Here is a 25,241-nt window from a genome sequence, read left to right on the forward strand (position 1 = left end):
TCCTGTACAATTTCGTTAGCGTTAGCGCGTCGTCACCATATGTATGGCTCCGGTGGGACACTGCAAGGTGCAAGCGGTACAGCCTGTGCAACGGGAGTAATCGATCTGATAGAAACGCCCCTGGCCAAGCTTAATAATCGCCTTTTCCGGACAGGCACCATAACAGCCGTCACACTCGAAACAGTTACCGCAGCTGTAACAGCGGCTGGCCTCGAACGTGGCCTGCTCTGTATTCAGGCTGCCGAGGATCTCGGCAAACGAATGGTCCCGCTGCTCAACCGGCAGCGTCGGCTGACTGGTCTGCTCCGCTTCGGTGAGATACCAGAGGTTAAGGGACTCGAAATCTGCCACGGGCGGCTTGCTTTTGCCACGGTGAACGGTGCCGGAGAGGAATGCATGGATATGGCGAGCCGCCTTCTTACCATGGCCCGTAGCTATGGTTACGGTTCGGTCACAGGGCACCATATCGCCGCCGGCAAAGATGCCGTTTCGTGCGGTCATCATCTGCTCATCGACGATAACCGTACCATCGGGTTTAAAGGTGATCTCCGGGTAGCAGGCCAACAGCTCGGAATCTATGTTTTGCCCTAAAGCTAAGATAAGCGCATCCGCCTCCAGAGTCTCAAACTCACCGGTGGGTACGGGTTTGCCACGCTCATCCAGCGTCATCTTCTCGACAGTTATCTGATCCAGATTGATCTCCTTGATGGTTCTCAACCAATTGATCTTCACCCCCTCCTCCAGTGCCTCCTCCGCTTCAAACTGATGAGCCGGCATCTGCTCCATGTTACGGCGATAGATGATCAGTGTCTCTTCGGCGCCCAGACGCTTAGCTGTCCGCGCGGCGTCCATTGCCGTGTTTCCGCCACCGTAGATGGCAACCCGTCGCCCCAGGTTAGTCGTTTCGCCTTTACCCACATCACGCAGGAAACTCACGGCATCGAGGATATGACCCGCTTCCCGGGCAGGGATCTCGACTTTACGACTAATATGGGCACCAACGGCCACAAACACGGCATCGAACTGGCCGTCAGACTTTTCCTGCTTCAGATCTTCGACCTTATGATTTAGGGTAAACTTCACCCCCATATCTTCTATCCGCTTTATCTCGGCCGCCAAGATATCCCGTGGCAGACGATAAGCCGGAATACCGAAATGCATCATGCCACCTGCGATAGGTCCGGCGTCACGCACTTCCACGATATGCCCCAGCCGGGCCAGATGGTATGCCGCCGACAGACCACTTGGACCCGCGCCGACGATGAGCACCCTCTTACCACTTTGTCTTGCCTCAAACTTAGGTTGCCATCCCTGCTCAATCGCCATGTCTCCAAGAAAACGCTCTACCTGATGAATACTGACCGCGCTGTCAACATTGGCCCGGTTACAAACGGATTCACAGGGGTGGTAACAGACCCGGCCATGAACCGCCGGCATTGGGTTTTCTGCGATGAGAAGTTGCCAGGCCTGTTCAAATTTTTGTTCATGGGCGAGCGACAGCCAACCCTGAATGTTTTCACCGGCCGGACAGCCTTGATTACAGGGAGGGAGATAGTCCTGAAAGATTGGTTGGCGTTGTGTTGAGGGGCCCGTGCCGTCACTTAGCAGCAGATCCGGTGGATTGGTCATATCATGGGACTGTGATTTCATACCATCTCCTTTGTTATCATGATTTGTAACCATGACAGGTGATCAAAGAAGGCAAGCTGTCCATGGGGATCCGTTGCCAAATAGCGATTATCTGTGTCTTAAACAATGGGGTGAAGCTCTTCCGCCCTACTCCTTATAACTCTGGCGAACTATTAAACCATACAAAGTATAAGGCCTATATGCTCACAAAAGCGTATAAATTTCAATCACAATGCGTAAATTTAAAGCGGCAGGCTTGTTCAGTGCTGTTGATAGGTATGCTTGATGGCCGGAACAGATTAGTTACAGTCGAAAAAATAATGTACTCAGCATAACTTTCCCTCATGTGATCCAGTCGCTTTATTGACAGAATCAATGATCAGCAGGAATAAAGTACAAGCTGGATTCTGAAACAAGTTCAGAATGACGGAAGGATAACTCATGATGACAAATTGTTTGACTCAAGATGTCGAAACGTTTAGCACGACATGACATCCGCCTCCACCATTTCGGTATGCTTGTTGGCCGGAATCCACGGTTTTAATACAGGTTAAAACGATTGAGTTCGATAACGCTCATGCTCTATCCATGCAGACCACTCTGATTGCAACTGTGCTATCCCTCCCGGATATCTGGCCATGACTGAGGCAATATCGCTCTCCTGCTGGCAACGTGTCTCAATCAGGTGTGCCAGCAACTGCTTCATAACTTGCTTGCCTTTACCTGTGCTCATCAGATATTGGACAAACGAGTATGACTGAGCGTACAGCAAACGTTGCAACTCTCTCGCCCGCCACTGTTCACCGCCTGCCTTTAGCAAGCTTGATAGATTAAGCTCGGTTCCTGATAGTATTTGTTTCCAGGGCGGTGTGGGAATCTTTGCAGCATAACCCTGTATCTGCATTGCGGAGAAGTATTCGGCCAGACCTTCATTAAGCCACCTCGGACTAAACCCGAATAAACCGGCATTGAGCACGTGAACCGACTCATGAATAGATGTCTCATATGCCTGTTTATCGTTACGATACCAAACCGCCGCCAGGTTAAGATCTGTTACATAAAAACCCTGACTCTGACCCAGTGAGGGGGCATATTTTCGCTGTAGCTTTAGATAACTGGCGTGGTCATTGGCTAAGGTCAGGTTAACCGTTACAGGCGGAACCCCTGAACTTGGCAGATAAAACTCATAAACCTCACTGACCTTCTTAATCGCAGCCGTGACATTATCTTTATAGGATGGGGGATAGTAGCCATCGGTTGATTTAATTTTAAGTACAAAAGCATACTCAGAATCCCGGTAGTGTGTCAGCTCAGCGTTGTTTTGCTCAACCTGAAGCGGATTATCGCTAAAATGTACCCGACCATCTTCATCTGTCCAGGTGTAGATCTGAGAACTTCCCTGCTTCTTAGATTGTCGAACCTGTTCCATAGCGGGTTTACACCCCTCGAGTTGTGACAGACTCATCGAATGTTGCTCAATTGACTGATTAGCTGATTTTTTATCTGCGGCTAGTCCATTGACAGAAAATGTGACCAAGAATATCGAGGCCACACTGAGGCATCTGGTCGCTTTTTTCATTCACTCAATCCCTTGATAGATAATTGATTGCAATCGGTAATAAACAACGTTGAACAAAGAGGCAAATTCACGTTTCGCGTAACTTGTATATTTATCTTAGTATCAGCATTGCACAACCAATCTCCATGGCATGCACTGTTTTGCTGCTTATCTTATCTTTTAAATTCTTCAAAAATAGTAGGCAAGCTCTAATTGAAGGTGATCGTCATTGCGCAGGCTATGTAGAGGATCATTTTCAGGCTGACCACAGAAAACGCGTAACTCCAGGCTCAGCTTAAACAGCTCTCCTATACGTCTGCCTGCCTCAAGCTGAATAATTTTTGCTGCAGTGTGCCTGTCCTGAAACCAACCCGCAAGAAGTGTTGTATCACGAAGATCATTAAACGCCAATCTGAGTCCCAATATCACATCATCCTGAAAAGGTGTCGTCGCGCTGGAATCACGGCTATCGTATACATACTCCACAATCACACCAAGATCCACGGCGCTATCATTGATACCGATGAAACTATATTCAAACCCACCGGTAGCGGCAGTAAAGTGGTCCCCCTGACCAACTCTATGTAGCGCCTCTAATTTCCATAGCCATTCGCCGGACACCATCTGCAGATCGACAGCAGTCTGATTTATCTGTTCATAATAGGGGATGAGTACGACTTGCCCATGCTCATCGGCCCCCGGGATCAACGTGGGATCACGGCTGGTTCCGGAAAAATGATAAATCCCCAGATCCCAGTCCCCAAGCGTATGGCTATAACGAACAGCAAAGTCTGTATTGCTCTGTTGCTTACCACTCTCGTAACTTGCAAGCTCAGTATCAACTATCGGCTCCGTTCGAAGCCGCCCCTCGACGCCGGGAAAAGTGCGTTCTCGAAAATAGGGAAGGATAAACAGTTCGACAACGCCCCAGTCATTCAGCAGTGACAGGTGCCCCATTGGCTGACCCAGCTTCTCTTCAGCATCGATACTCTCTACAATATCGGTCTGATTTATAATATCCACGAGATGGACGAACTCCGTTGCGCCCCAGAATACCTTGCCAATGCCGACTCTGAACTCCCAGCTGTCATCAATCCAAAACATATTCAGCTCACGAATATCACCATGAGTTCTGTTGGGATCGGCACTGTCCAATCGCCCAAATGGCACAAATGTAAAACTCGTCCCGCCGGCCCACTCATGATAAAGCTCAGGCTGTGAAGCAATTGAGATGCTATGACTGCTTTGCCCATCATATGTAGGCTGGTGAACAAAGATATTGGCTTCGGCGGCAAGGTAACCGGAAAAATCTTGAGCGGCCGCCGGTGAGGAGCACAGCAGTAATATGATCGCCAGTAATCGAGTTATCAGTCTATTCATTTGACTCTTTTTAAGCTGTTTTTAGTGAAATCACTATCCGTGAGGCCCGTGCGAAACTGATAGGAGTTCCAGATAAGTTGTGTACTTTTACCATTTTGGTGATTAACCATGTTCATCTCTTCGGCTCGCCAGTACTGCCCCAAGTAAAGCTTATAATCCGCAAAGGTCAGAGTCTTGAGGTGTGATTTTTTTCGATCAAAAAACTCCGTTTTCCATCTGCGGTAGTGCTCCTTATCAACCCAGCTGACAAGTCGTGTATAACCTGAGTGTTTTTTGTCCACCGGATAGGACTCAACAACAAAACACTCCATCCCAAGATATACTTCATCACGGAGCCACTTATAACTGTATTTTTCAACCTCCTGACTTGCAATGTCTTCATAGGCAAACTCACTGCCCAAAAACGAGCCAGACTTGTTACGTGAGGCTATACGTTTTACCCGTTTTAGGGCCGGTAAATACAGCCACTGCTCATCGTCACCAACTTTGTGTGTAAAATTAAGAAACGCTGTGCCCTTTATGTCTTTAGGAGTATCAAAAATAGTAAGCGTTTTATCCCCGTCCCCTGAGACTTCCAGCGACTTACCTCGAATTTCCCTTCTGCTCTCATCACCATGACGATTGCGCAAAATCATAGTCAGTTTCGACTCTGCATCATTCCAGCCATTATCACGCCTGTCCGCTTCGAGTGCGATAGCCTGACCTTTCGATTCCGCCGTTTCGGCTGATACTGGCACAGCTTGAATCGTTACGATTAAAAGTAATAACACCATCAGTATGTTTTGCATGATTTTACTCCTTATGACCGTTCTTTTCGCTCTTCATAAGCAAAGTCGGCAGGAACAAAAAGTCCAGTGCCAGTGCAAGAATAATGGTCACGGCTGAGAGAAGCCCCATATCTGAATTCATTCTGAAACCAGAGAGAGTGAGTACCAGAAAGCCAACTACGAGTGCCACAGTAGTCACCCACATGGCAGTACCTACGGTGTGAAATGCATAATGAACAGCCTCCTCAGGCATCATGGAGTGTTCACGGCGGGCACGTAAATACTTGCTGATGAAATGCACCGTATCATCAACAACAATACCCAAGGTCATTGCCACAACAACCGATAATCCCAGCCCTACCTGCCCAAACATCATCCCCCATAGCCCAAAAGCCATAAATGCCGGTGCCAGGTTCGGTATCAGGCTGATCAACCCAAGCCGCAAGCTCTTCAGGGCAAAGACCAGAATGAGCGAGATCAGTATCAGCGCCCCTAATGAGGCACCCAACATATTATTGATGTTACGCTCCGAGAGGTGCGCCCAGATCACCGAAAGCCCGGTACCATAGTTCAGCATAGTCGGCGGCGCATGCAGCTTCAGCCACTGCCGCGCCTGCTCGTCAAGTTCACGGATCTCCCGGGTTGAGGTGTCCCTGATAATAACCGACAGGCGGGTCGCCGATTTATCCACATTAATCTGATTGTTAAGATCCAAGCCAAAAGGAAGTGACAGTTCATAAAGCAGCAGATACTGGGCTGCAAGTTGACGCGATTCGGGAACACGATAAAAGCTTTCATCATCGGCATGCATATTCTTGTTCAGACGTTTCATGGTATCGGTAATGGTACCGACCTGAACCACCTTGGGCTGCTGTCGAAACCAGTTGGCAAATGCTTCGACCGTTGCAAGATATTCCGGACTATTTATGCCCCCAGACTCCCCTGCTTGCAGGGAGTACTCGATAACATCTGCACCTCCCAGGTTTTGTTGATAGAAGTCACCGGCCTGGCGTACCTCATATCTCTCCCCCAGGTAATAGAGGAAACTGTCATTGAGTTCGATGCGTGTGGTTCCGGCACTTAACAGTGTGATGGCAATCAGCGAGATCCAAAATACCGGGTTACGTCTCCTGATGACGAAACACGCCAGCCAGTTACAACATGAAGGTAATTTCCCCTCCTGATGAGCTTTCGTCCTTATAGGGATAACACTTAGCAGCCAAGGGAGAAAAAAAATTGAGTAGATGAATGCCGCCATAACCCCCATCGCAACTATGTTGCCTAAATCCCGAAAAGGAGGAGCATCTGAAAAGTTCATCGACAGGAAACCGATAGCCGTGGTGATACTGGTCAGGAGCACAGGCTGCAAATTAACCCTTAGCGATTCGACAATGGCATCATGCTTTGCTCTCCCCTCCTTCATATACCGAAAGACCCCAGCCTGAATATGCACACTATCGGCCACGGCAAGTGTCATAATAATCGTTGGCGCCGCAATTGATGCGGGGGTGAGGCTGATTCCAAGCCAGCCCGCCAATCCCATGCCGGTAAGCATCGACATCAGGATGATCAAAAAGGTTGAGATAGTCGCCGTAAGCGAGCGCAAGCAGAGGCCGATAATCAAAATCAGCATCAGGTACATGAATGGGATTAAATTCATCATATCGTCGAGCCCAATCTCTCCAAAGGCATTATCCATGATGATGCTGCCAAACAGATAGAAGTCGAGATGGGGATATTTGACGCGCAGCTCGTCGGCAAGCTTATATGAATAAGCGGAGATCTTCGGGACCTCTTCGAGAGACTCTCCGGGATAGAGGCTATTAACGAAGACACCCGAGACATGTCCGGAGGGCGAGATTAGCCGGTTCAGGAGCATAGGTTCAATAAGGGCGATATTTCTGATTCGTACTAAGTCTTCATCCGATAACTGCTGTGCATTTTCAACCAAATTTTCAACGATAAGATCGTCTTCCATTGAGTACGCATGCTGGAAGTTTGTAATAGAATCGACTCGACTCGAATAGGGAATTGTCCATGCTCTTTCGGTCAGTTCTTCGATAGCTGACAGTGTCTCACGGGTAAAGACATCATCATTTTTCGGGGCGATAACAAAGAAGATACTCTGATCTTTGGTATAGGTGTTTTCCAGTGCTTCCAATGCCTTAAACTGCGGATTCTCCTCACTGAAGAAAACACGGGTGTCATTGTTCATTGTCAGAAACGGGATCCCGCTGATAGCAAAAATCAGGAGTAGCAGGCTGAAGAGAATGAGCCTCCCGCGATGATTGATGCTCCAGGTACAGAAATCGCTATCGGAAATTTCACTCAACTTGACACTCCCAATTAGAGCGGAATTATTCGGCATCCTTTGATTGACCAGATGTAAACGTGGTTCCACCGACTGTACGCATTTATCATTATAGACGTGTCTATTAAAATACTGATGTTACAAATACAATTTCCTCTCCTTCACTGTCCGGCGCTTGCTTTCGTCAGTTCTATTTAAGTTGTAGTGTTGGAAGTTAAGCTAATACCAATCGGCATAATCCAGATTGTTAAAGTAGATCATATGCGATACTGTTCGCAGTCGCTCTGTACATTATCCTGAGCTTATGCAACCAAAGTGGTTACATAATCTGTAACAGCATTTGTGGGGTTTATCTTGCAGCAATCAGACCCAATCCAAACCAGCCATCAATATTTTCGAAGATAGGTAACTTTGTAAACTAAGGTCCGTAACGCTGCTACAGAGATAAACAGACGCAATGTGATCGAGCTAAAACCCAAAAAAATTCAAAGGAAAATAATAATGAACTTATTAAAAATAAGTCGAAAATATCACAGATGGTTGATGCTCTTTTTAGGCGTGCAGTTTGTGATCTGGTCAGTATCAGGCGCTTATATGGTGATATTCAATATCGACTATATTCATGGCGACACTCTGGTTGTTAATCATCAGGTCCCTGTTAACCCCGAAAAGATCAATTACCCGCTATCAACTCTGGTTCAAGATTACCCCGGCGCAGAACGAATCGAGCTTGGTATGCTTATCGACAAGGAGGTGTATAGATTCAGCCAGGATGGCACCCAATACCTTCTCGATGCTGGCTCCGGGCAACTATTATCGCCACTAAATCAAACTGCCGCGATTTCAGCCGCTAAACATTATTACGCTGGCGAAGGAGAAATTATCGATGTTGTGCTTATCACCGAAAACCCGCCTTTCGAGTTGAGCCCACGGCTGCTACCGGCCTGGCGGGTTAACTTCGACGATTTTGGTAGCCCCTCTATCTATATCTCTGCACGAACCGGTAAGTTAGTAACCAAGCGGCACGAGTTCTGGCGCACCTTCGATCTTATGTTCACTCTGCATGTGATCGATTATGCAAGTGAAGATGGCGGTAACCGCGTGTTTTTCTGGTTTACCCTTTTTTCTCTCTTTGCCGCGACAATCGGTCTGGTCTTAACCTATTTCAGGTTTTTTAAAACAAAAGCTCATGATGGTAATGTCTCTGCAACTAAGGAGGCCTGCTGATGCCACTGTTCAAAACATTACATAAATGGCTATCTCTTGTAGTAGGTCTGCAGCTACTCATTTGGCTTGGCACTGGCTTGTATTTTAATTTGATGGACCATGATAAAGCCTCCGGCAACCAGAATAGACAGAGAGCAGAAAGTCCTGCGGTCAATTTAAGCTTGTTGGTAGAGCCCAAAACAGTACTACAAGGCTACGACAACGTAGTCTCCCTGAGTCAAGTCACCCTGCTCTCTCACCCCTATTACCTGCTGACCCATGAGAAAGGTTTGTATGCCCATTTCAAGAGTCAACATTCAATGGTCGATGCCATCACCGGCAACCCATTTGTTATTACTGAAACGATCGCTGCAGCAATTGCAATGGAATCCTATAAGGGACCGGCAAGAATAATCTCAACGACAAAGCTCTCTGAACCCAGTGATGATTTTCCCAAAGAGCAAAACAGATTATGGAGAATTAACATTGACGATAGGCTCAACACCAGTATCTATGTCGATGCAGTCTCCGGCAGGCTGATAGGCCACAGTAACGATGATAAACGTTTCGTTGACTTTATCTTCATGCTGCACTTTATGGATTACGCTGGCGAAGGAAGTTTTAACAATGTTCAGGTCATCGTTTTTGCTATTTTCACTCTATTTTTCACCCTTACCGGCATCATCTGGATGGTTGAACTCGGCTTAAATGGCCAATATAACCCGGTTCAACTCTTTGCTGGTAAAAAGCGTAAAAAAGTAAAGGTATTCGATAAGCATTCAAAAAACTTAGGGCCGCTTGTCATGTCAAGCCATGAAAACCTGCTCGACAGTTTGCTTCATCACGATATAGCCCTACCCTCGACTTGTGGCGGTGGAGGTACATGTGGCCGCTGTAAAATCAAAGTTGATCTTAATATCAAGGTGACTTCGGCGGACAGAAGTCAATTATCCGAACAAGAGTTGCAATCAGGTTATCGTTTAGCCTGTCAGCATAACAGCAACGAGGTTGAACAATTAACCTTAGCCGATGTGACTGAGGCAGCAAGCTACGAATTACAACTGATTAGCAGTGAATTTATAAGCCCATATATCAAAGAGTTGAGATTTAAATCTGTCAGCGGTGAGCGACTGGCATTCAGGGCTGGCGCCTTTATGCGTTTCTTTATCCCTGCCGCGAGAGGTAACACAATTCCAGCTTATCTACCTTTAGAGTTACTGCATCATTGGCAGGATGTTGTGTATATGGAGTACGAACACTTAGCCTGCAGTCGCAACTACTCGCTGGCCAATGGTGACGGCCAGAGCGACGAACTGGTATTCATTGTAAAAATTCAGACTTCACCGGACGAAAAGGTTAAACCCGGTATAGGATCGACCTATATCTGTAATCTGGCTCCGGGAGAAACAATCGAAGCCGTAGGTCCATTCGAGGAGTTTTTTGCCCAACCATCGAGCAATAAGCCTATGATACTGATTGGGGCCGGTTCTGGAATGGCACCATTAAAGGCCTTGATCGAGGAGCAACTGGTTAAAAACAATAGTGGAAGGGAGATCTATCTCTATTTTGGTGCGCGCAGTCAGATAGACCTTATCTACGGTACTCACTTTCAACAACTGTCAGATAGATTTTCTAACTTTCACTACCTGCCGGTACTATCCAGACCCAATCAGGGTTGGCAAGGCGCAAAGGGTTATGTCCAGGATGAGTTAGCACAGAACCTGGAACAGCTGTTAGTGGGTGGGAGGCCAGAAGGTATTGATATGAAGAATACTGTAGTGAATGCACGACATTCTGTCGTAGAACGTAAGCCGGAAATAAAAACAGTTGAGTTTTATCTCTGCGGGCCAGCCCCTATGATGGAGTCAACTATTGAACTATTAAAGTCTCATTGCGTGGCTGATAGTGCCATCGCTTTCGATAAGTTCGAGTAACCCTTGACTCAGTATCTGTAGGAGCGGTTTTAGCCGCGAACAGATATTGAGATAAGAATATGATGACAAGAGAGGACTGGCACATCCTTGTGCCGGTTCTGCAGGGAGCGCAGATTTAGGGTTGAACTTTATCAGCTTTTCAGCACTTAGAAGTCGTAACGCACACCGACGCTGATGATTGAATCATCGAAATCTGAATACTGTTTAACATCAAATTGACCGATTTCAGTATGGAAACGGAATGATTTTGACATGAAGTATTCAGCGCCGACTGCCCACTGAGAGACCTCGGGGACATACATGGCTGAATCTCCTAGTGCATCATAGACTCGATGAGCAATCTTACCTGTACCTGAATTGTCACTGCCGTACTGTGCCTTCAGTAATAGGTTATCCAACTTGTAGGTAGCATTGACGATATAACCTTCACCTTCACGAGACTCAAATGCCGGTTTATTCGGGTTCTGCAGCTCTGAATGTTGAATAATAGTACCGAATTTCAGTTGCCCGAACTTAACATGCCCGACTAAGCGGTAGGCTTTAATATCTTCGATACCATCAGAATAGGCGGCAGCGAGGTAAGTGTTACCGGATTTGAAAAACTTATCGCCATAGGTTACGGCTAACTGATAGTTGCCATTATCTCTGCGTGGGTCTGTGGCGCTGTAATGGTTGTCTTCGATAAGATAGCTAACGCCCATCTGTAACTTGTTCCATTTAGGGCTCTTATATTCGATAGAGTCACCCCAACGCTTATCGCCGGGCATCAGCCTGTCATGCTTTAGGCTGTAGTTATCAAATGCATCTGCAAACCCCTTACTCATCTTAAACACAGGATCGATCCGTCCGGCTGCAATCGCACCAATGGATTCATGTTTAAGGCCAAGAAACGTTGGTCTAGATGAGAAAGGATTAGATCCATTCGCCTGGGAGGCACCATTCACACCGACTTCAACCTTATAAAACAGTGACCAATCTTCACTTAAGGCTGTTTTCCCTTTTATCCCTACACGACTGAAGTTGTTCTCGATTATCGTTCCTTGTTTACCCTTATGAGTTGCTGTGCCTGTGTCTGAGTTGGTAATTGAATAATCCAATCTGCCGTAGAACTTAAAGTCATCGGCAAATACTTGGGGAGATAGCGCTATCGATGCAGCGACAAGTGTCAGGTTAAATATTTTCATCATAATCTCACTATATTTATTAATTTTTTAGTAAAGGTAAAACGCCCGTTTACCCCTGTAAAGCAGGCGAAGTCTTGATTACTGAGGTCTGCTATGAGCCTTTATTACACCGTCGGCTCGCATCTGCTTATAGAGAATATCTGCCTGTTTTAGATAGAGATCCCATGAAGATGAGCGTTTGGTAAATCCTGTAGCGGCATAGCTTCCTGTGTCACCGGTGGCTGGAAGGTCGTCAATTTGAAATAGCGAACCGCCCTGCTGTAGATGTTCGTTCAACGCGTCAAACATGACGTTAAAACCGATTCGCGCCGGCTCAACATAGTTGATTGAGGCGTATTTAGATTGGCGATAATGCTTCTTAAGTGATGCGTCTTTGATCTGACTCTTTTCGTCTGCAAACACCTCATCAAAATAGGATTTAGTGATCTGTTTAGTCTCTGTGTCGACTATCAGTCGCAATACGGTTGTGATGCCGGTCCAGTTGCCCTGCTTATCAAGCTGCTTTTCGGCATTTTGATAAAACTTCAGCTTTGTTCCTTCACCATTGATTTGATTGTGAATTTTTGCTGTCAGCGGGACCATTGACTGCTGAATACTGTTTGATGCGCCTGCTACAACGTCAATACCTGAATACTTCAGTCGATTTGGCTGCTTTAACTTGTTGCGTAACTTAGGGTCGTAATCCGGATTCAGGTCGAAGGTAAGCTTGTCCTGTTCAACCATTAACTTCTCCATGGTCAAGGCAGACTGGACCCATGCTGTGCCCTTTTTCTTACCCATAGAGAAGTTATACTCTGAGGTACGCTTTGGCACATCCTGGAAGAGGCGGGTGTAATAGTTCGGACGACCGCTCTCATTAAACTCTGCAAAGATAACGTCTTTGGCGTTGTTACTATCGACGACGATTGCCATACTTCCCATATGGCCCTGGCGGAATCTTGCTTCTTCGTAATAGTAATCACCTACGATCATGCCAAGCTGAGGTTGAATCGACCATTTCAGTTTAAAGTCATCGCTGGCTGAATCATCTTTAGAACCAACCGGCACATATTCCGGTGTCGAACCATCCACTCTAGGTAGCTTGTTGATCGCTTTCAAAATCCCGTTGGATGAAAAAGTCGCACCGGATACCGCATCTATCCCTTCATGGCCGTTATTAGCAACGATTTTCGCCAGAAGGCGCTCGGCATTGAGAAACAGAGACTCGGTCTCTTTATGTGACTTTGTAGTCACATCGGTGATCTTGCCCTCTTTGACATTGACACTTAACGTTATTTGGCTCTTTTTACCTTTAGCACTAACCTCATGAATGCCATCGACATATTTTCCTTGAGTTGGTGATGTTGCACAGCCAGCCATCGTTAAACCTGCAATGGTAATTGCTGAACAGATCAGGCTTTTTTTAAATAGATATGTATTTGTCATCTCGACTCTGCCTTTTATATTTATAACTCGATTACGTTTTCCTACAGAATAACGAGCGTAAAAATATTAACTATTGCGGAAAACCGCAGGGTATAGTTGTTTGTAAGAAATATTTGATCCAGTTAACACATCTGTGACAGTAATTTTATATTTCCATTTGCGCCATGATACTTATTAATAAAGCCACGCTATTTAAATTTAATGTTAAGGGCCTTATTAATTATTAAACATTTGGATATTCACTATGAACCGATTATTTAAATTATCACTGTATTCCCTGTTCACTGTTTTAGCTACCTCTGTTTCTAATATGGCCATGGCAAACAGTACATCAGCTCAACAGGAAACATTTAAGCCATATCTGTGTGAGGGCAACGGAATAATCACTCATAAAGATGGCGTATCGACACTCAATACCCTAAAGTACTTTGGCACATCTATCACCATAGATCTCTATAACAGCGAGCCAATTGCTGCAGAGCAGGCCCTCTGCCATGCCCTGAATGTGGTACAGGAGTACCATTATCTGGCCTCAAATTACAGTACCTACCCTCATGTAGTAAACATCAAGAGCATCAATAACAATCCGACACAGACCCATAAGATCGATCCTAAGCTTACAGCGCTTATCGCTGCCGGACTTGAGTGGTATAGCAAGAGCGATGGCTATTTTAATATCGCCCTGTCACCTGTAATAGACTTATGGCGTAAGCATAGAAGTAATTGTAAAGGCGAATTAAAAGAGAAGAATCTTTGTACGAAACCAGAGGAACAAGCACTAATCAATGCCGCTCAATATACAGATGTTAACGATATCCAGCTGAACCAAAAGGAAAACACCTTACAGCTGAAAGCAGGCATGAGCATTGACCTGGGAGGTATTGCGAAAGGATGGATGACAGAAAAGGTCTACCAGCAGCTAAAGTCTGACGGGCTCAGCTCTTTTCTGATCAACGCTGGTGGTAACATTCGTCACTACGGCATACATCCACAGGGGCGGGAGTTTACCACCGCCATCGAAGACCCCATCTGCAAGAAACATGATTACCAGCTTGCAAAGTGTAAAAGTCTCGAAGGCCAGTATCATGAGATTGTACGAGGCAGAGATCTAACTATCGTTTCCAGCGGTAACTACCTTCGCTACTACAAGGTCAAAGATCGTGAGTATCACCACCTTATCGATCCAAAGACACTACAACCTAAACCCGAGGGTATTTCAACCTCTGTAGTCCTCGACGGGGAGCAGATCTTCGCCGATGTTATTTCGACAACCCTATTTCTGATGCCCCTTCAACAGGCGCTTGATTTCGCCAATAAAAATAACTATGTTGAAGCTGTCTGGTATTTAGATGAAACAGGGAAAAAGATAAATTCAAACCATTTTGATAAGTTCAGACTCGAAATGGAAAACTGACAAATTAAAAATAGAACAGATGAACACAATGTCAGGGATAAATTATAGCAACAGGACTATATTTTTTGGGAAGCAACTCTTAATTTCATTTTAAAAATATAATTTTTATTTATATCATCCGGACTCATTAAACAAAAACAAGAACACAAAATATATAAATTTATCAAAATAATATTTTACCATTCATTTTTATATTAAAGATATAGTGGTTTTCCGCAATGGGGGCATGGTTGTGATATTGCTCCCTCCCCCTCTACTCCTATCTATCATATTTACAGATAATAGATAATAATTACCACATAAAGATAACAGGCCCAATACCCATTATTAGAATGAAACACACACAGCTTCTGCTTGCTCTACTGCTTCTCCCTCTCTCTTTTGCAAATGCGAATGAGACTATCAGAGTCGGGGTGCTCTCTTTTGCATCGCCGGAAACCGTTTACAACAGATGGGCTCCGACATTCGAGCGTGTCTCTGAAGACACAGGTGAAACGTTCACTGTGTTGACCTTGACTCCCAGCGAACTACAGGAATATGTCGCCAACGATAAGCTCGATTTCATCATTGGAAACGCGTTGACCACCGTTACGTTCAAGAAAGATTATGGTGTCAGTAACCTGCTCTCTCTGGTTCCAATTAATCATTCCAATCCAGATCATGCTATCGGCTCAGCATTGATCACCCGAACAGATGTTAATATCACTGAGGTTAAACAACTTAGTAAACTCTCCGTTATCTCATCCGATCCCAACGCCTTCGGAGGTTTTCAAATTCTTGCCGGCGAGCTTGCATCACACAACATAAACCCTTTTAAAGACTTTAAAAGGCTCAGCTTTGTCGGTTTCCCCCAGGATAAGTTGCTCAATTTTGTACTGGATAAACAAGCCGATGTCGCCATTTTGCCCAGCTGTGTACTGGAGTCGGCCATAGAGAGTGGCCGTATTGCCGAAAATGCCTTGAAAGTGGTCCTTCAACGGGAGGTCCCTGACTATGAATGTGCGGTATCGAGTACCCTCTACCCCTCTTACGCCTTCTCAAAACTCGGGCATACCGATCATATTCTGGCAACAGAGGTAGTCAAATCCCTGCTCTCGATAGAGAGCGATGACATTGAAGCCGTTAAGGGGCGTTATCAATACTGGTCTGCACCTGTTAATGATCGGCAGGTGTTTAGGTTGTTACGTATCTTGAACCGGTGGCCGTTTGTGACTAACTGGGAGTTCCTGCTCAAAGGCGCCGTACCTTGGGTCATAGGAGCGTTGATCTTCTTAATACTCGGATATCTGCACCACCTGAGGGTAAAACGTCTGGTCGTGCTTAGAACTAAGGCTCTGTCTGCAGAGATGGAGCAACATAAGCACACCCAAAAGAAGCTATTTGAACAGCAGAAACAGTTTTATAAGGCACAACGGGTACTCCTTACCGGAGAGATGGCATCGGGGATCGCCCATGAGTTGAATCAACCTCTGGCGGGTATACGTTACCTGACTCAAGGTTGCCTCTATCGACTGACACCGGAACAAAAGGAGTTAAATACCGCCTTGAATAAGGCCATAGAGCAGGTGGACCGAGCCCAGAGTACGATTAAGCGATTCAGGCAATTTTGCCAGCAACCCAGCATCTATGAGATGTGCGATCTCAAGGCTCTGGTTGAAGAGACCCTTAACCTGATGTCACCGGAGTTCAAGAGGATCAACCTTGTACCAAGCTTATCATTGGAGCCTGTCATCACGGTTGCGGACGTGAGCCTGATCCAGCAGGTTTTGGTAAACCTGATACGAAACGCCCTCGATGCAATGGAGTCCGAAACTATGCCAAAGCTCGGGATCAGTTTGCACCGGGAGGATCGACAGGCGTGTATCATCATCGAAGACAGCGGCACAGGTCTGTCAGAAGAGGCCCTGAGCCGGTTGTTCTTTCCCTTTGAAACATCCAAAGAGCATGGTCTGGGGCTGGGTATGGTGATCTGTAAGCGTATCATCGAAGAGCATGGCGGCCAGATCAATGCGGTCAATCTGGAAAAGGGATTGAGGATCTCAGTAACTTTACCCATAAAGGAGCAAACAGATGTGTGATATCTACCTTGTCGATGACGACCAGGATGTCTTAGATTCATTGAGCTGGATGCTCGACGGACTGGGGTTAAAAACCCGCAGCTTTTTAAATGCCAGCGATTTTTTGAGCAAAGTGGAGTTAGATACCCCCGGTATCGCTATCCTGGATATACAGATGCCGGGCATGGACGGCATCGCCCTGCTTAACCATATAAAAAATGCCGGAAGTCCTTTGAGTGTCATCATGCTTACCGGCCACGGGACCATCACCATGGCTGTGCACGCGATACAGCAAGGGGCCATCGACTTTCTGGAGAAACCGGTAGATGGCGACAAGCTGAGTCTATTGCTTGTCAGGGCCAAAGAGGCAAGCCTGACGGCATACAATGAACATCAAAGACAGAATGAGATAGAGCAGCGGTTGGCAAACTTAACGCCCAGAGAACATGAGGTGATGCTCAAGGTTCTAGAGGGTAAACTGAATAAGGTTATCGCTGCGGAACTTAATATCGCACAGCGCACCATAGAGTTGCACCGACAGAAAGTGATGCAGAAGATGCAGGTCAGTAATGCCGCCGAATTGGCTTACCTGATGGCAAAGAACGAAGAGTAACGAATAGACTATCTCTTCGTATTGCTTGTTGCTGGAGTGGCCTTAGCCGTGAAATGTTCTTTGAGGCGAAGCGCAGGCAACAGGAGTGAACTAAGCAATGCGAGTTCGTGAGTATCTTGACCATGACTCGCAGAACTCCCATCCCCTCTCCCGGCATACAAAGCCTACCTGATAGCGGCTGTAACTTATCTTCTGCTCTGCAAATGAATACCAATCTTGACTGGAATGAGTTTGATTGGAGTGAGTGTGGATCGAATCGAGCAAATTTGAATCGATATACGAGGTCGGTGTCGCGAGTATCAATGCGGCGCAAAGAGGGAACAGATGTAAAGCAGGTCTTCTTTTTCGCGGCATCTACCACTCCTATAGTTGGGTAATGAGCTGAGAAATGGCTTGAGTCCTCGAAGCAGTAAGACGCAAAAAAGGAGGAGATGCGATAATACTCAGGTGGAGGCTTTAGCCAAAATAATTCAGGCCTAATATCACTATAGGGAACCCGGCGCAGTTTAGCAAAACAAAATATAGCTGACTAAGGTTAAACAGCCTTAGAGAAAGGGGCTGTTGACGTAAAGCTTTAACGTTAACAGCCCTTAGGATAAAAGCGCGAGCCTTACTCCCCCTTAGAGATTCCACCCGTCGGTTCTTGAGGGAAAACACCGCCGCCCAATGCACGATAGAGGGTGATCATAGATAGAAGCCTGTCCCGCTTAATCTGGCTCATAGCGAGTTCTGCGCTGAACTGATTTCTTTGTGCATCCATCAGATCAAGTGAACTCGCTACACCGTTTCTGTATCTTAATGTGGCTAAACGGGTGTATTCACTGGAGGCCGATACAAGCTCCTGCTGAGCATGAATCGCAAGCTCAGAGCGTCTGAAACTGTTCATTGCATCATTGACTTCAAAATAGGCGTTCAACACCGTATTTCTGTAGGCAAGCAGCGCCTGTTTAGACTCCTCCTTCGCAATCTCATATTGAGCAGAGATACTGCCGGCATTGAAGATAGGCGCGGTTATCCCACCGAGCAGAGACCAGGTTACCCCTTCACTGTCAAGTAAGTTGCCGAGCTCATCAGATTCACGTCCCCAGCTGCCACTGATGGTAAATTTGGGAAAAAACGCCGTCTTGGCAACGCCCACTTCAGCGTTAGCTGCAATAAGTGCCAGCTCGGCGGCTTTCACGTCCGGGCGCTGAGACAACATTTGTGAGGGTACCCCGACATTGAACTGTTCAGGAAAAAGTGGCGCCCCCGCCCTCAACTCGTCTTCATTGTGCAAGCGCAACGGGTAATCGTACTCTCCCAGCAAAATTTTGAGTTGGTTCTGCTTCTCACTGCGCTGGAAATCCAGAGCGGGGAGTGTCACTTTGGCATTCTGATACTCGACTTCTGCCTGCCTGACCTCCAGACCGGAGATCACCCCGTTCTGTTTACGCAGACGGGCAATATCAAGCTCTTTCTTACGCAGCGCCACTGTGTTGGTGGAGATCTTATATCTCTGTTCGATATCCAGCCATTCATAGTAACGGCTGGCGACATCACTGATCAGGCTGACGGTGGCCAGATTCAGTGACTCCTGAGCAGACATAAACTTGGCATACTCGGCTTCACTGCGCCTGCGATTTGCCCCCCAAATATCCAGCTCCCAGGATACGACACCAGAGAGACTAAATTCATCTTCACTCTCTGGGTCGGTGCTTGTCAGGCCGCTATCGAGAGAGCGCTCCCCGTTGGCGTCCAGGCCGACTTTAGGGTAGAGAGCCGCATCGGTGACCGTGACCCTCTGCCTTGCTGCTATAAGGCGAGAACGTACTGCCTCAAGATCCAGGTTCTGCGCCAGGGCATGGCTGATAAGAGATTGAAGATTAGGGTCAAGATAGAACTCACGCCATTGTGTCTGACCAATATTGCTCCCCTTCTCCTGTAGCAGTTCATCATGATACTGCTGAGGCAGCGACAGTTCAGGTTGCTCATAATCGGGGCCCATGGCACAACCGGCTAAGAACATCGAAGCTGCAAGCGTAGTTATCATGCCGGTACGCTTAAGACTCATTTTTATCATACTGTACTCCATCAGACTGCCCCTCCCTGTTCACAGCCCGAAGCGCTAGCCTCTTTTTGCAGCGTCTCCTTAGATGGGGTGCGCGGCGAGGCTTTCTTCGCCCTGGATGAAAACCACCCTGCCGTTGTGACGAAAAAGAGAGGTACCATGATTATCCCGATGGTTGTGGCGAAGATCATGCCACATAAAATAGGAATAGAGATCGATTGACGACTTACTGCGCCTGGACCGACAGATAGTACCAGAGGTAACACACCTAAGATGAAGGCCATAGAGGTCATAAGGATTGGCCTGAAGCGCAAATTAGCTGCTTCGATCGCTGCCTCTACACGACTCTTGCCCTGTTTGTGCAGCTGATTGGCAAACTCAACGATCAAGATTGAGTTCTTTGCCGCCATGCCGATGAGTGAGATAAAGGCGACCTGGAAGAATAGATTACTCTGCATACCACTGACTAATGTACCCAGAGCCGCACCTAACATGGCGATAGGCGCGATGAGCAGCACGGCGATGGGTATAGTCCAACTCTCATACAGAGCACACAGGAACAGGAAGACAAACACCATGGCCAGTGTTACGGCAATGCCTGTCTGGTTAGCCGATTGAACCTCCTGATAGGTGATGCCGGTCCACTCATAGCGAAACTCATTGGGTAACATAGGTGTCGCAACCCGGTTGATGGCTCGGATCACATCCCCCGAAGCGTAACCCGGAGCCGGTGAGGCATTGATAGATGCACTGGTAAACAGGTTATAGTGTGTTACAGCTGCCGGCCCCACAGAGTAGTCGTATTCGGCTAACACACCGATTGGCACCATGGCCCCACTGGCCGAACGCACATAGTAATCTTTTATCTGATCCGGGAACTGCCGGTATTTATCTTCGGCCTGAACCTTAACACGGTAAACACGCCCGAACAGATTAAAGTCGTTAACCGTCGATGAGTCGGTGAAGGTTTTTATGGTGCTGTAGATATCGGAAACGTTAACACCGATAGCCATCGCCTTAGCCTCATCGACACTGAGATGAAGCTGAGGAATGGCGCTCTGTAATGATAAACCTGCTGTCGCTATCTCCGGCTGAAGCTTCAAAGCTTCAACCAGCTCATCTGCCGTTTCCATCAGCCCTTTGAAGTTAGTCCCTGATGTGTCCTGCAGCTCCATCTCCACCCCGGAGCCATTACCTAACCCGGGTACGGCAGACGGCAGATAGACACTGAACTCCGCCTCTAAGATGTCGTGCAGTGAGGCTTTAATCTCCTTCATCACCTGCTGCACGGTCGCGTTATCATCGGCACGCTCAGCCCAGGGTTTCAGTATGATCTCAAACATACCATTGGCCTGATTAGACCCTGAACGTCGGTTCTCTCCCGCGAGTGTGAAGGAGTATTCGACCGCTGGGTGACTCAGTACTTTAGCCTCGGCTTTCTTTAACACCTCCTGAGAACGGTTTACCGTTGCGCCGTCAGGAAGAGACATATCGATAAAGAAGCGCCCCTGATCTTCATCTGGCATAAAGCTCGATGGTAAGCCAGACATGATCACATAAACTCCACCAACCATTACAGCAAATAGCAGGTAACTCCGTCTTGCATGCTTGTTGGTCAGAGTAACCAGCGCCACATATCTGCGAGTACCGCTATCGAGCTTATCGTTCATCCACTTGAAAAATCCCTTTGTCGGCTGATCGCCGGGTCTTAACAAGAGAGCACAGAGCGCCGGTGACAATGTCAGGGCCACCACGGTTGAGATGAGAACGGCGACGGTGATCGCCACCGCAAATTCACGATACATGATACCGGTAATGCCGGAAAGAAAAGAGACTGGAACAAATACGGCTGCCAGCACCAGGCTGGTGGCCACCAGAGCCCCCGATAACTCCTTCATCGCCACCTTGGTTGCCTGTGACGGAGACAGGCCTTTTTCATGCATCAAACGCTCGACATTTTCCACCACCACGATGGCATCGTCTACTACGATTCCGATAGCCAGTACAAGGGCAAGCAGACTAACCGTGTTGATAGTAAAGCCAAAGGCGAGCATGGCGGCTAATGTCCCAACGAGAGAAACAGGAACAGCGATGGCTGGGATTAGCGTGGCTCGCATATTCTGCAGGAAGAGGTAAACCACCAGGATAACCAAAACCAAAGCCTCTACGAGGGTCTTGACGACCTCATCGATGGAATTTTCAATAAAGATCGAAGCATCGAAGAAGACCTGCCACTGCATTCCTTGTGGAAACTTTTTCGCCAGTGCCGCCATCTCCTGTTTTACTTTCCTGGTAACCTCAAGAGCATTGGCTCCGGGAAGCAGGTATACCTGCAAAATGGTGGCGTTAGCACCGTTGAGCTGAGATTGTAGCGTGTAGGCAGAGGAACCCAACTCGATCCTGGCGATATCACGAAGCCGGATAAGCGAGCCATCTGTGTTGGCACGTACAATGATCTCTTTAAATTGTGGCACACTGCTCATACGACCGGCAGCCGTAATTGGCAACGTCATGCTCAGCGAGTCGGTGTTGGGCTGAGAACCGATAGAACCGGCCGGAGACTCTTTATTTTGGGCCTTGATAGCGCCGATAACATCACTGGTGGTCAGGCCGTATCCTGCCATCATGTCCGGCTTGAGCCAAACACGCATGGAGTAGCTGCGCGAACCTGTGTTACGTACCCGTCCGACACCAGGAATTCGTTTGAGCGCCGATTGGATATTGATGGTAGCGTAGTTACTGAGATAGATCTCATCATAACGTTCATCACCGGATGTCAGAGCCAGTTTGAGTAGCTCAACCGAAGCCTCCTTAGATACGGAGACCCCCTCAGTTTGCACATCGATAGGTAAGCTCCCTGTTGCCTGCTGGGTCGAGTTCTGTACATCGACAGCAGCCAGATCGGGGTTGGTACCGACATCGAAGGTTATTGTCACATTAGCACTGCCGGAGTTGGTACTCTTTGAGCTCATATAGATCATGTTAGGCACACCGTTGAGCTCCTGCTCAAGAGGTGTTGCCACAGACTCGGCCGCCGTGGTGGAGGTCGCGCCCGGATAAGATGCCGAAACCTTAACTTGAGGTGGCGTTATGTAAGGGTATTGATCTATAGGCAACTGGAACATGGCGATCACGCCAAGCAGCACGATGACGATGGAGATCACGCTGGCAAAAACCGGTCGGTTTACAAAGTACTGAGCCATTACTGCTGCTCCTGTAGCTGCTCTAACTCTTGTTGCTTAAGTGCCTGCTCTTTCTCCTTCGAGTCCTCCTGTTTCAGATACTGAGCTGCCGTCAGTGGCTCCGCCAACTGGCCGTGTCTGACCCTATGCATGCCTTCAACTATGACTAGCTCACCCGGCTTCAAACCACTCTTGACCACAACACCCATTGGCCCCTGATGATCGATAACGATGAAACGTCTCTCTACCATGTTGTCGGGCAAAACAACCATCACATAGACGCCGCCCTGCTCCACCTGCGTTGCCTTTTGCGGGATCACGATGGCATTGTTGACTTCGTTGAGCTTGATGCGCACATTGGTATATTGGCCCGGCAGCAACTCTTTGTCCGGGTTAGGCAGTTCGGCCCGTACCTGAAAGGTACCTGTCTCGGGATTCACCGACGGGTCTGTAAAGCGTACATCACCTAAATAACGATACTCGCTGTTATCGGGCAGCGTGATGGTAACAAAGCCCTCAACCGCCTTGCCCTCAGACTCTGCCTCCTTCTTCTCGGAGTAACTCGTCATGCGGCGACGTGCATTGAGGTAATCCAGCGCCGACATATTAAACGTCACATATATTGGATCGACCTGCTTAACACGCGTCAGCAGTGATTGGCCATTACTGCCAACCAGCGCGCCGATATCGACCTCTGAACGACTGACCAGGCCACTGATAGGAGAGCGAATCGAGGTGTAGCTAAGCTCGAGTTGTGCCTCCTCAAGCTCAGCTTTACTCGCCGCTAAACTGGATTTGGCCTGAGACAGAACAGATAACGCATTATCAAAATCGAGTTGACTGGCGGCATCTTGCTCGTAGAGTGGCTTCAGGCGCTCCACATCGCGCTGGGCCTTCTCCAATACAGACCTCTGCGACTCGACATTGGCCTTGAGACGATTAACGACGGCGACGTAGGGTTTGTTATCTATCTGATACAGCACCGATCCCTCTTTAACGCCACTTCCTTCAACGAAGCTCTTCTGTTCTACGAAGCCATTCACCCTGGCTCTTACCTCTACGTCAAGTGAGGCCTTAGTGATACCTATATAGTTACCGTACAGAGGCACGGTGGCAGTTGTGACCTGTTCTACCACCACAGACTTAGGAATGATTGTTGGTGCGACCTCTTCACAAGCTGTCAGTGTAAACAGTGAACTCAGCAAGATGGCTCCGATAGCACGACATTTTAAAGGTGGGGCAGCCATCTCAACGACAGGTTTGATGCGATTACTCAAAGAGGAGTGAGACATAGTTCCATCCATGTTCAGATTTTGAAGATCGGCCATATTAAGGACGAATAAATTTATCTATCGCATTGTAAAGGAAACACTCGATGAAAACTGACCTTCTTGAGTCGATGCGACAGAAAGTGTTCACATTGTAATGAGTTAGTGACTCATACAGCAAGAAAAAGCGAGGATAAGGTTAACAAATTAGAATGTCTGCCAGTACAGAATGTGACAGAGGCCGTAAAGTTATAGTTTTACGGCCTGAATAACTCAGTCCGCCCCCTTACTCAAAGCCGAAATCAGGCCATGACAGTATTGAGGACAGTGAAGTTTTAGCTCAAAGGAGTGTTCGTTTGAACGCCTCGGTTAAATCCTTAAGAGGAGTAATATCGGAGGTATTTTTACGACTTCGGCTAAATATCGATGATTCGATGAAAAGTTCAAACCAGGCATTGAGAGAATCGGCATTCCCCTTCTCACCCGATGCGCCAAGTGCCAGAGCTGCAACCTCCGCAGTGCCCAGTTGAAAATCTCGGCTCCCCTTTCTCAGTCCATACTTGGCGGCGCTATCAGGCGTAAATGAAAGCAGAGGCAATGAGTGCAGGTAGGGGCTCTTGCGAAACATCTTGATCGCTTCCCGCCAGCTTCCATCGAGCATGATAAACAGGGGTTTCTTACCCGCACCTATGGAAGAAGGTGTTATTTCTGAGACAACAGTTTGATTTTCATAGCCGTATTCACCGGGGAAAATAACAAAGGGCTGATAGTCCGGGCTTTGAATCAAGTCCAGCATTTTGCGGTTTGCATGTGTTCTTGACCAGATGAAAGCGTGGGTGTCCGGGATTAGGTCGGCAATCAGACGACCACTATTGCTCGGTTTTAATACCTCATCATCATACATGATGAGTAAAAATGCATTATTGGATGTCAGCTGTTTACGGTATTCACAGGTGCAATAGGCTTGGGCAAGTAAACAACACTCACAACGAACAAGATTTTTTCCCCTTGCAGCAAAGGGCTTAGTCGATATTGCTTTCCGATACTGGTAAAGCTTATGTACTGCATGTAGTTGAAAACTCATAGTTCAAATAGTTACCGTTGAATAAATTTGATAGCACAACCCCTAACCGAAACATGGCTTGATCTGCGCTAAGCCTCAACTTATGGTTAACACCACATAGTGCCAATAGCGCCCCAATCAGCCCAATATCAGAGTAACGTTAAGTATAACAGTTACCGTCAAGCGGCTGGGCATACTACTCG

16 protein-coding genes are annotated in these 25,241 nt (G+C 47.3%); 5 read left to right on the forward strand and 11 right to left on the reverse strand.

The features are described from left to right. Positions 1–21 precede the first annotated feature (21 nt). The 5 genes from Q1B47_RS09265 to Q1B47_RS09285 form a co-directional block, all read right to left on the reverse strand. Positions 22–1,683 carry an NAD(P)-binding protein gene (locus Q1B47_RS09265; protein ID WP_299792145.1) on the reverse strand — a complete coding sequence of 554 codons (1,662 nt, stop codon included), beginning with the start codon at positions 1,681–1,683 and terminating at the stop codon, positions 22–24. A gap of 496 nt (positions 1,684–2,179) precedes the next feature. Next, positions 2,180–3,208, reverse strand: a complete 1,029-nt coding sequence (locus Q1B47_RS09270) for a DUF4124 domain-containing protein (RefSeq protein WP_299792148.1) — start codon at positions 3,206–3,208, stop codon at positions 2,180–2,182. Between the two features lie 168 nt (positions 3,209–3,376). Further along, positions 3,377–4,567 (reverse strand): hypothetical protein, encoded by a 1,191-nt coding sequence (locus tag Q1B47_RS09275; RefSeq protein ID WP_299792151.1) that lies wholly within the window; start codon positions 4,565–4,567, stop codon positions 3,377–3,379. Further along, positions 4,564–5,355, reverse strand: coding sequence for an outer membrane lipoprotein-sorting protein (locus Q1B47_RS09280; RefSeq protein WP_299792154.1), 792 nt, complete (start codon positions 5,353–5,355; stop codon positions 4,564–4,566). The genes Q1B47_RS09275 and Q1B47_RS09280 overlap by 4 nt, the downstream gene beginning before the upstream one ends. 4 nt (positions 5,356–5,359) lie before the next feature. Further along, positions 5,360–7,666: an MMPL family transporter gene (locus tag Q1B47_RS09285; protein ID WP_299792156.1), complete on the reverse strand. Its 2,307-nt coding sequence runs from the start codon at positions 7,664–7,666 to the stop codon at positions 5,360–5,362. Positions 7,667–8,146: 480 nt separating this feature from the next. On the opposite strand from Q1B47_RS09285, the gene Q1B47_RS09290 reads away from it, so the two are divergent. Together Q1B47_RS09290 and Q1B47_RS09295 are read left to right on the forward strand one after the other, a co-directional pair. Next, positions 8,147–8,872: a PepSY domain-containing protein gene (locus Q1B47_RS09290; protein ID WP_299792159.1), complete on the forward strand. Its 726-nt coding sequence runs from the start codon at positions 8,147–8,149 to the stop codon at positions 8,870–8,872. Beyond that, positions 8,872–10,785 (forward strand): 2Fe-2S iron-sulfur cluster-binding protein, encoded by a 1,914-nt coding sequence (locus Q1B47_RS09295; RefSeq protein ID WP_299792162.1) that lies wholly within the window; start codon positions 8,872–8,874, stop codon positions 10,783–10,785. Before Q1B47_RS09290 ends, Q1B47_RS09295 begins: the two co-directional genes overlap by 1 nt. Positions 10,786–10,931: 146 nt before the next feature. Here Q1B47_RS09295 and Q1B47_RS09300 read toward each other — a convergent pair whose 3' ends face one another. Continuing rightward, the gene (locus Q1B47_RS09300; RefSeq protein WP_299792165.1) at positions 10,932–11,972 is read right to left on the reverse strand and encodes a porin; all 1,041 of its coding nucleotides are present in this window, start codon (positions 11,970–11,972) and stop codon (positions 10,932–10,934) included. Between the two features lie 75 nt (positions 11,973–12,047). After that, entirely contained in the window at positions 12,048–13,394 is a 1,347-nt protein-coding gene (locus tag Q1B47_RS09305) for an FMN-binding protein (RefSeq protein WP_299792168.1), read from the reverse strand. A 244-nt stretch (positions 13,395–13,638) separates the two neighbouring features. Between Q1B47_RS09305 and Q1B47_RS09310 the strand changes: the two genes are divergently transcribed. The 3 genes from Q1B47_RS09310 to Q1B47_RS09320 all read left to right on the forward strand — a co-directional run bounded on the left by Q1B47_RS09310 (position 13,639) and on the right by Q1B47_RS09320 (position 17,478). Continuing rightward, positions 13,639–14,808, forward strand: a complete 1,170-nt coding sequence (locus Q1B47_RS09310) for an FAD:protein FMN transferase (RefSeq protein WP_299792171.1) — start codon at positions 13,639–13,641, stop codon at positions 14,806–14,808. A 332-nt stretch (positions 14,809–15,140) separates the two neighbouring features. Then, positions 15,141–16,886, forward strand: a complete 1,746-nt coding sequence (locus Q1B47_RS09315; protein ID WP_299792174.1) for a PhnD/SsuA/transferrin family substrate-binding protein — start codon at positions 15,141–15,143, stop codon at positions 16,884–16,886. After that, positions 16,879–17,478, forward strand: coding sequence for a response regulator (locus tag Q1B47_RS09320; RefSeq protein ID WP_299792177.1), 600 nt, complete (start codon positions 16,879–16,881; stop codon positions 17,476–17,478). The genes Q1B47_RS09315 and Q1B47_RS09320 overlap by 8 nt, the downstream gene beginning before the upstream one ends. A 610-nt stretch (positions 17,479–18,088) precedes the next feature. Here Q1B47_RS09320 and Q1B47_RS09325 read toward each other — a convergent pair. The 4 genes from Q1B47_RS09325 to Q1B47_RS09340 form a co-directional block, all read right to left on the reverse strand. Continuing rightward, the gene (locus Q1B47_RS09325; RefSeq protein ID WP_299792180.1) at positions 18,089–19,537 is read right to left on the reverse strand and encodes an efflux transporter outer membrane subunit; all 1,449 of its coding nucleotides are present in this window, start codon (positions 19,535–19,537) and stop codon (positions 18,089–18,091) included. A gap of 11 nt (positions 19,538–19,548) precedes the next feature. Further along, a complete protein-coding gene (locus Q1B47_RS09330; protein ID WP_299792183.1) occupies positions 19,549–22,728 on the reverse strand; it encodes a multidrug efflux RND transporter permease subunit in 3,180 nt (1,059 codons plus the stop codon). Continuing rightward, the gene (locus Q1B47_RS09335; RefSeq protein WP_299792186.1) at positions 22,728–23,999 is read right to left on the reverse strand and encodes an efflux RND transporter periplasmic adaptor subunit; all 1,272 of its coding nucleotides are present in this window, start codon (positions 23,997–23,999) and stop codon (positions 22,728–22,730) included. Before Q1B47_RS09335 ends, Q1B47_RS09330 begins: the two co-directional genes overlap by 1 nt. A gap of 316 nt (positions 24,000–24,315) precedes the next feature. After that, a complete protein-coding gene (locus Q1B47_RS09340) occupies positions 24,316–25,059 on the reverse strand; it encodes a tRNA-uridine aminocarboxypropyltransferase (RefSeq protein WP_299792189.1) in 744 nt (247 codons plus the stop codon). Positions 25,060–25,241 lie beyond the last annotated feature (182 nt).

Origin of the sequence: uncultured Shewanella sp., assembly GCF_947501225.1 — a bacterium.
Taxonomy (GTDB): Bacteria; Pseudomonadota; Gammaproteobacteria; order Enterobacterales; family Shewanellaceae; genus Shewanella.

Coding starts and splice junctions, on each gene's coding strand:
- Q1B47_RS09265 (WP_299792145.1), bottom strand. CDS start 1,683: ATGGTTACAAATCATGATAACAAAGGAGATGGTATGAAATCACAGTCC.
- Q1B47_RS09270 (WP_299792148.1), bottom strand. CDS start 3,208: ATGAAAAAAGCGACCAGATGCCTCAGTGTGGCCTCGATATTCTTGGTC.
- Q1B47_RS09275 (WP_299792151.1), bottom strand. CDS start 4,567: ATGAATAGACTGATAACTCGATTACTGGCGATCATATTACTGCTGTGC.
- Q1B47_RS09280 (WP_299792154.1), bottom strand. CDS start 5,355: ATGCAAAACATACTGATGGTGTTATTACTTTTAATCGTAACGATTCAA.
- Q1B47_RS09290 (WP_299792159.1), top strand. CDS start 8,147: ATGAACTTATTAAAAATAAGTCGAAAATATCACAGATGGTTGATGCTC.
- Q1B47_RS09295 (WP_299792162.1), top strand. CDS start 8,872: ATGCCACTGTTCAAAACATTACATAAATGGCTATCTCTTGTAGTAGGT.
- Q1B47_RS09300 (WP_299792165.1), bottom strand. CDS start 11,972: ATGATGAAAATATTTAACCTGACACTTGTCGCTGCATCGATAGCGCTA.
- Q1B47_RS09305 (WP_299792168.1), bottom strand. CDS start 13,394: ATGACAAATACATATCTATTTAAAAAAAGCCTGATCTGTTCAGCAATT.
- Q1B47_RS09310 (WP_299792171.1), top strand. CDS start 13,639: ATGAACCGATTATTTAAATTATCACTGTATTCCCTGTTCACTGTTTTA.
- Q1B47_RS09315 (WP_299792174.1), top strand. CDS start 15,141: ATGAAACACACACAGCTTCTGCTTGCTCTACTGCTTCTCCCTCTCTCT.
- Q1B47_RS09320 (WP_299792177.1), top strand. CDS start 16,879: ATGTGTGATATCTACCTTGTCGATGACGACCAGGATGTCTTAGATTCA.
- Q1B47_RS09325 (WP_299792180.1), bottom strand. CDS start 19,537: ATGATAAAAATGAGTCTTAAGCGTACCGGCATGATAACTACGCTTGCA.
- Q1B47_RS09330 (WP_299792183.1), bottom strand. CDS start 22,728: ATGGCTCAGTACTTTGTAAACCGACCGGTTTTTGCCAGCGTGATCTCC.
- Q1B47_RS09335 (WP_299792186.1), bottom strand. CDS start 23,999: ATGTCTCACTCCTCTTTGAGTAATCGCATCAAACCTGTCGTTGAGATG.
- Q1B47_RS09340 (WP_299792189.1), bottom strand. CDS start 25,059: ATGAGTTTTCAACTACATGCAGTACATAAGCTTTACCAGTATCGGAAA.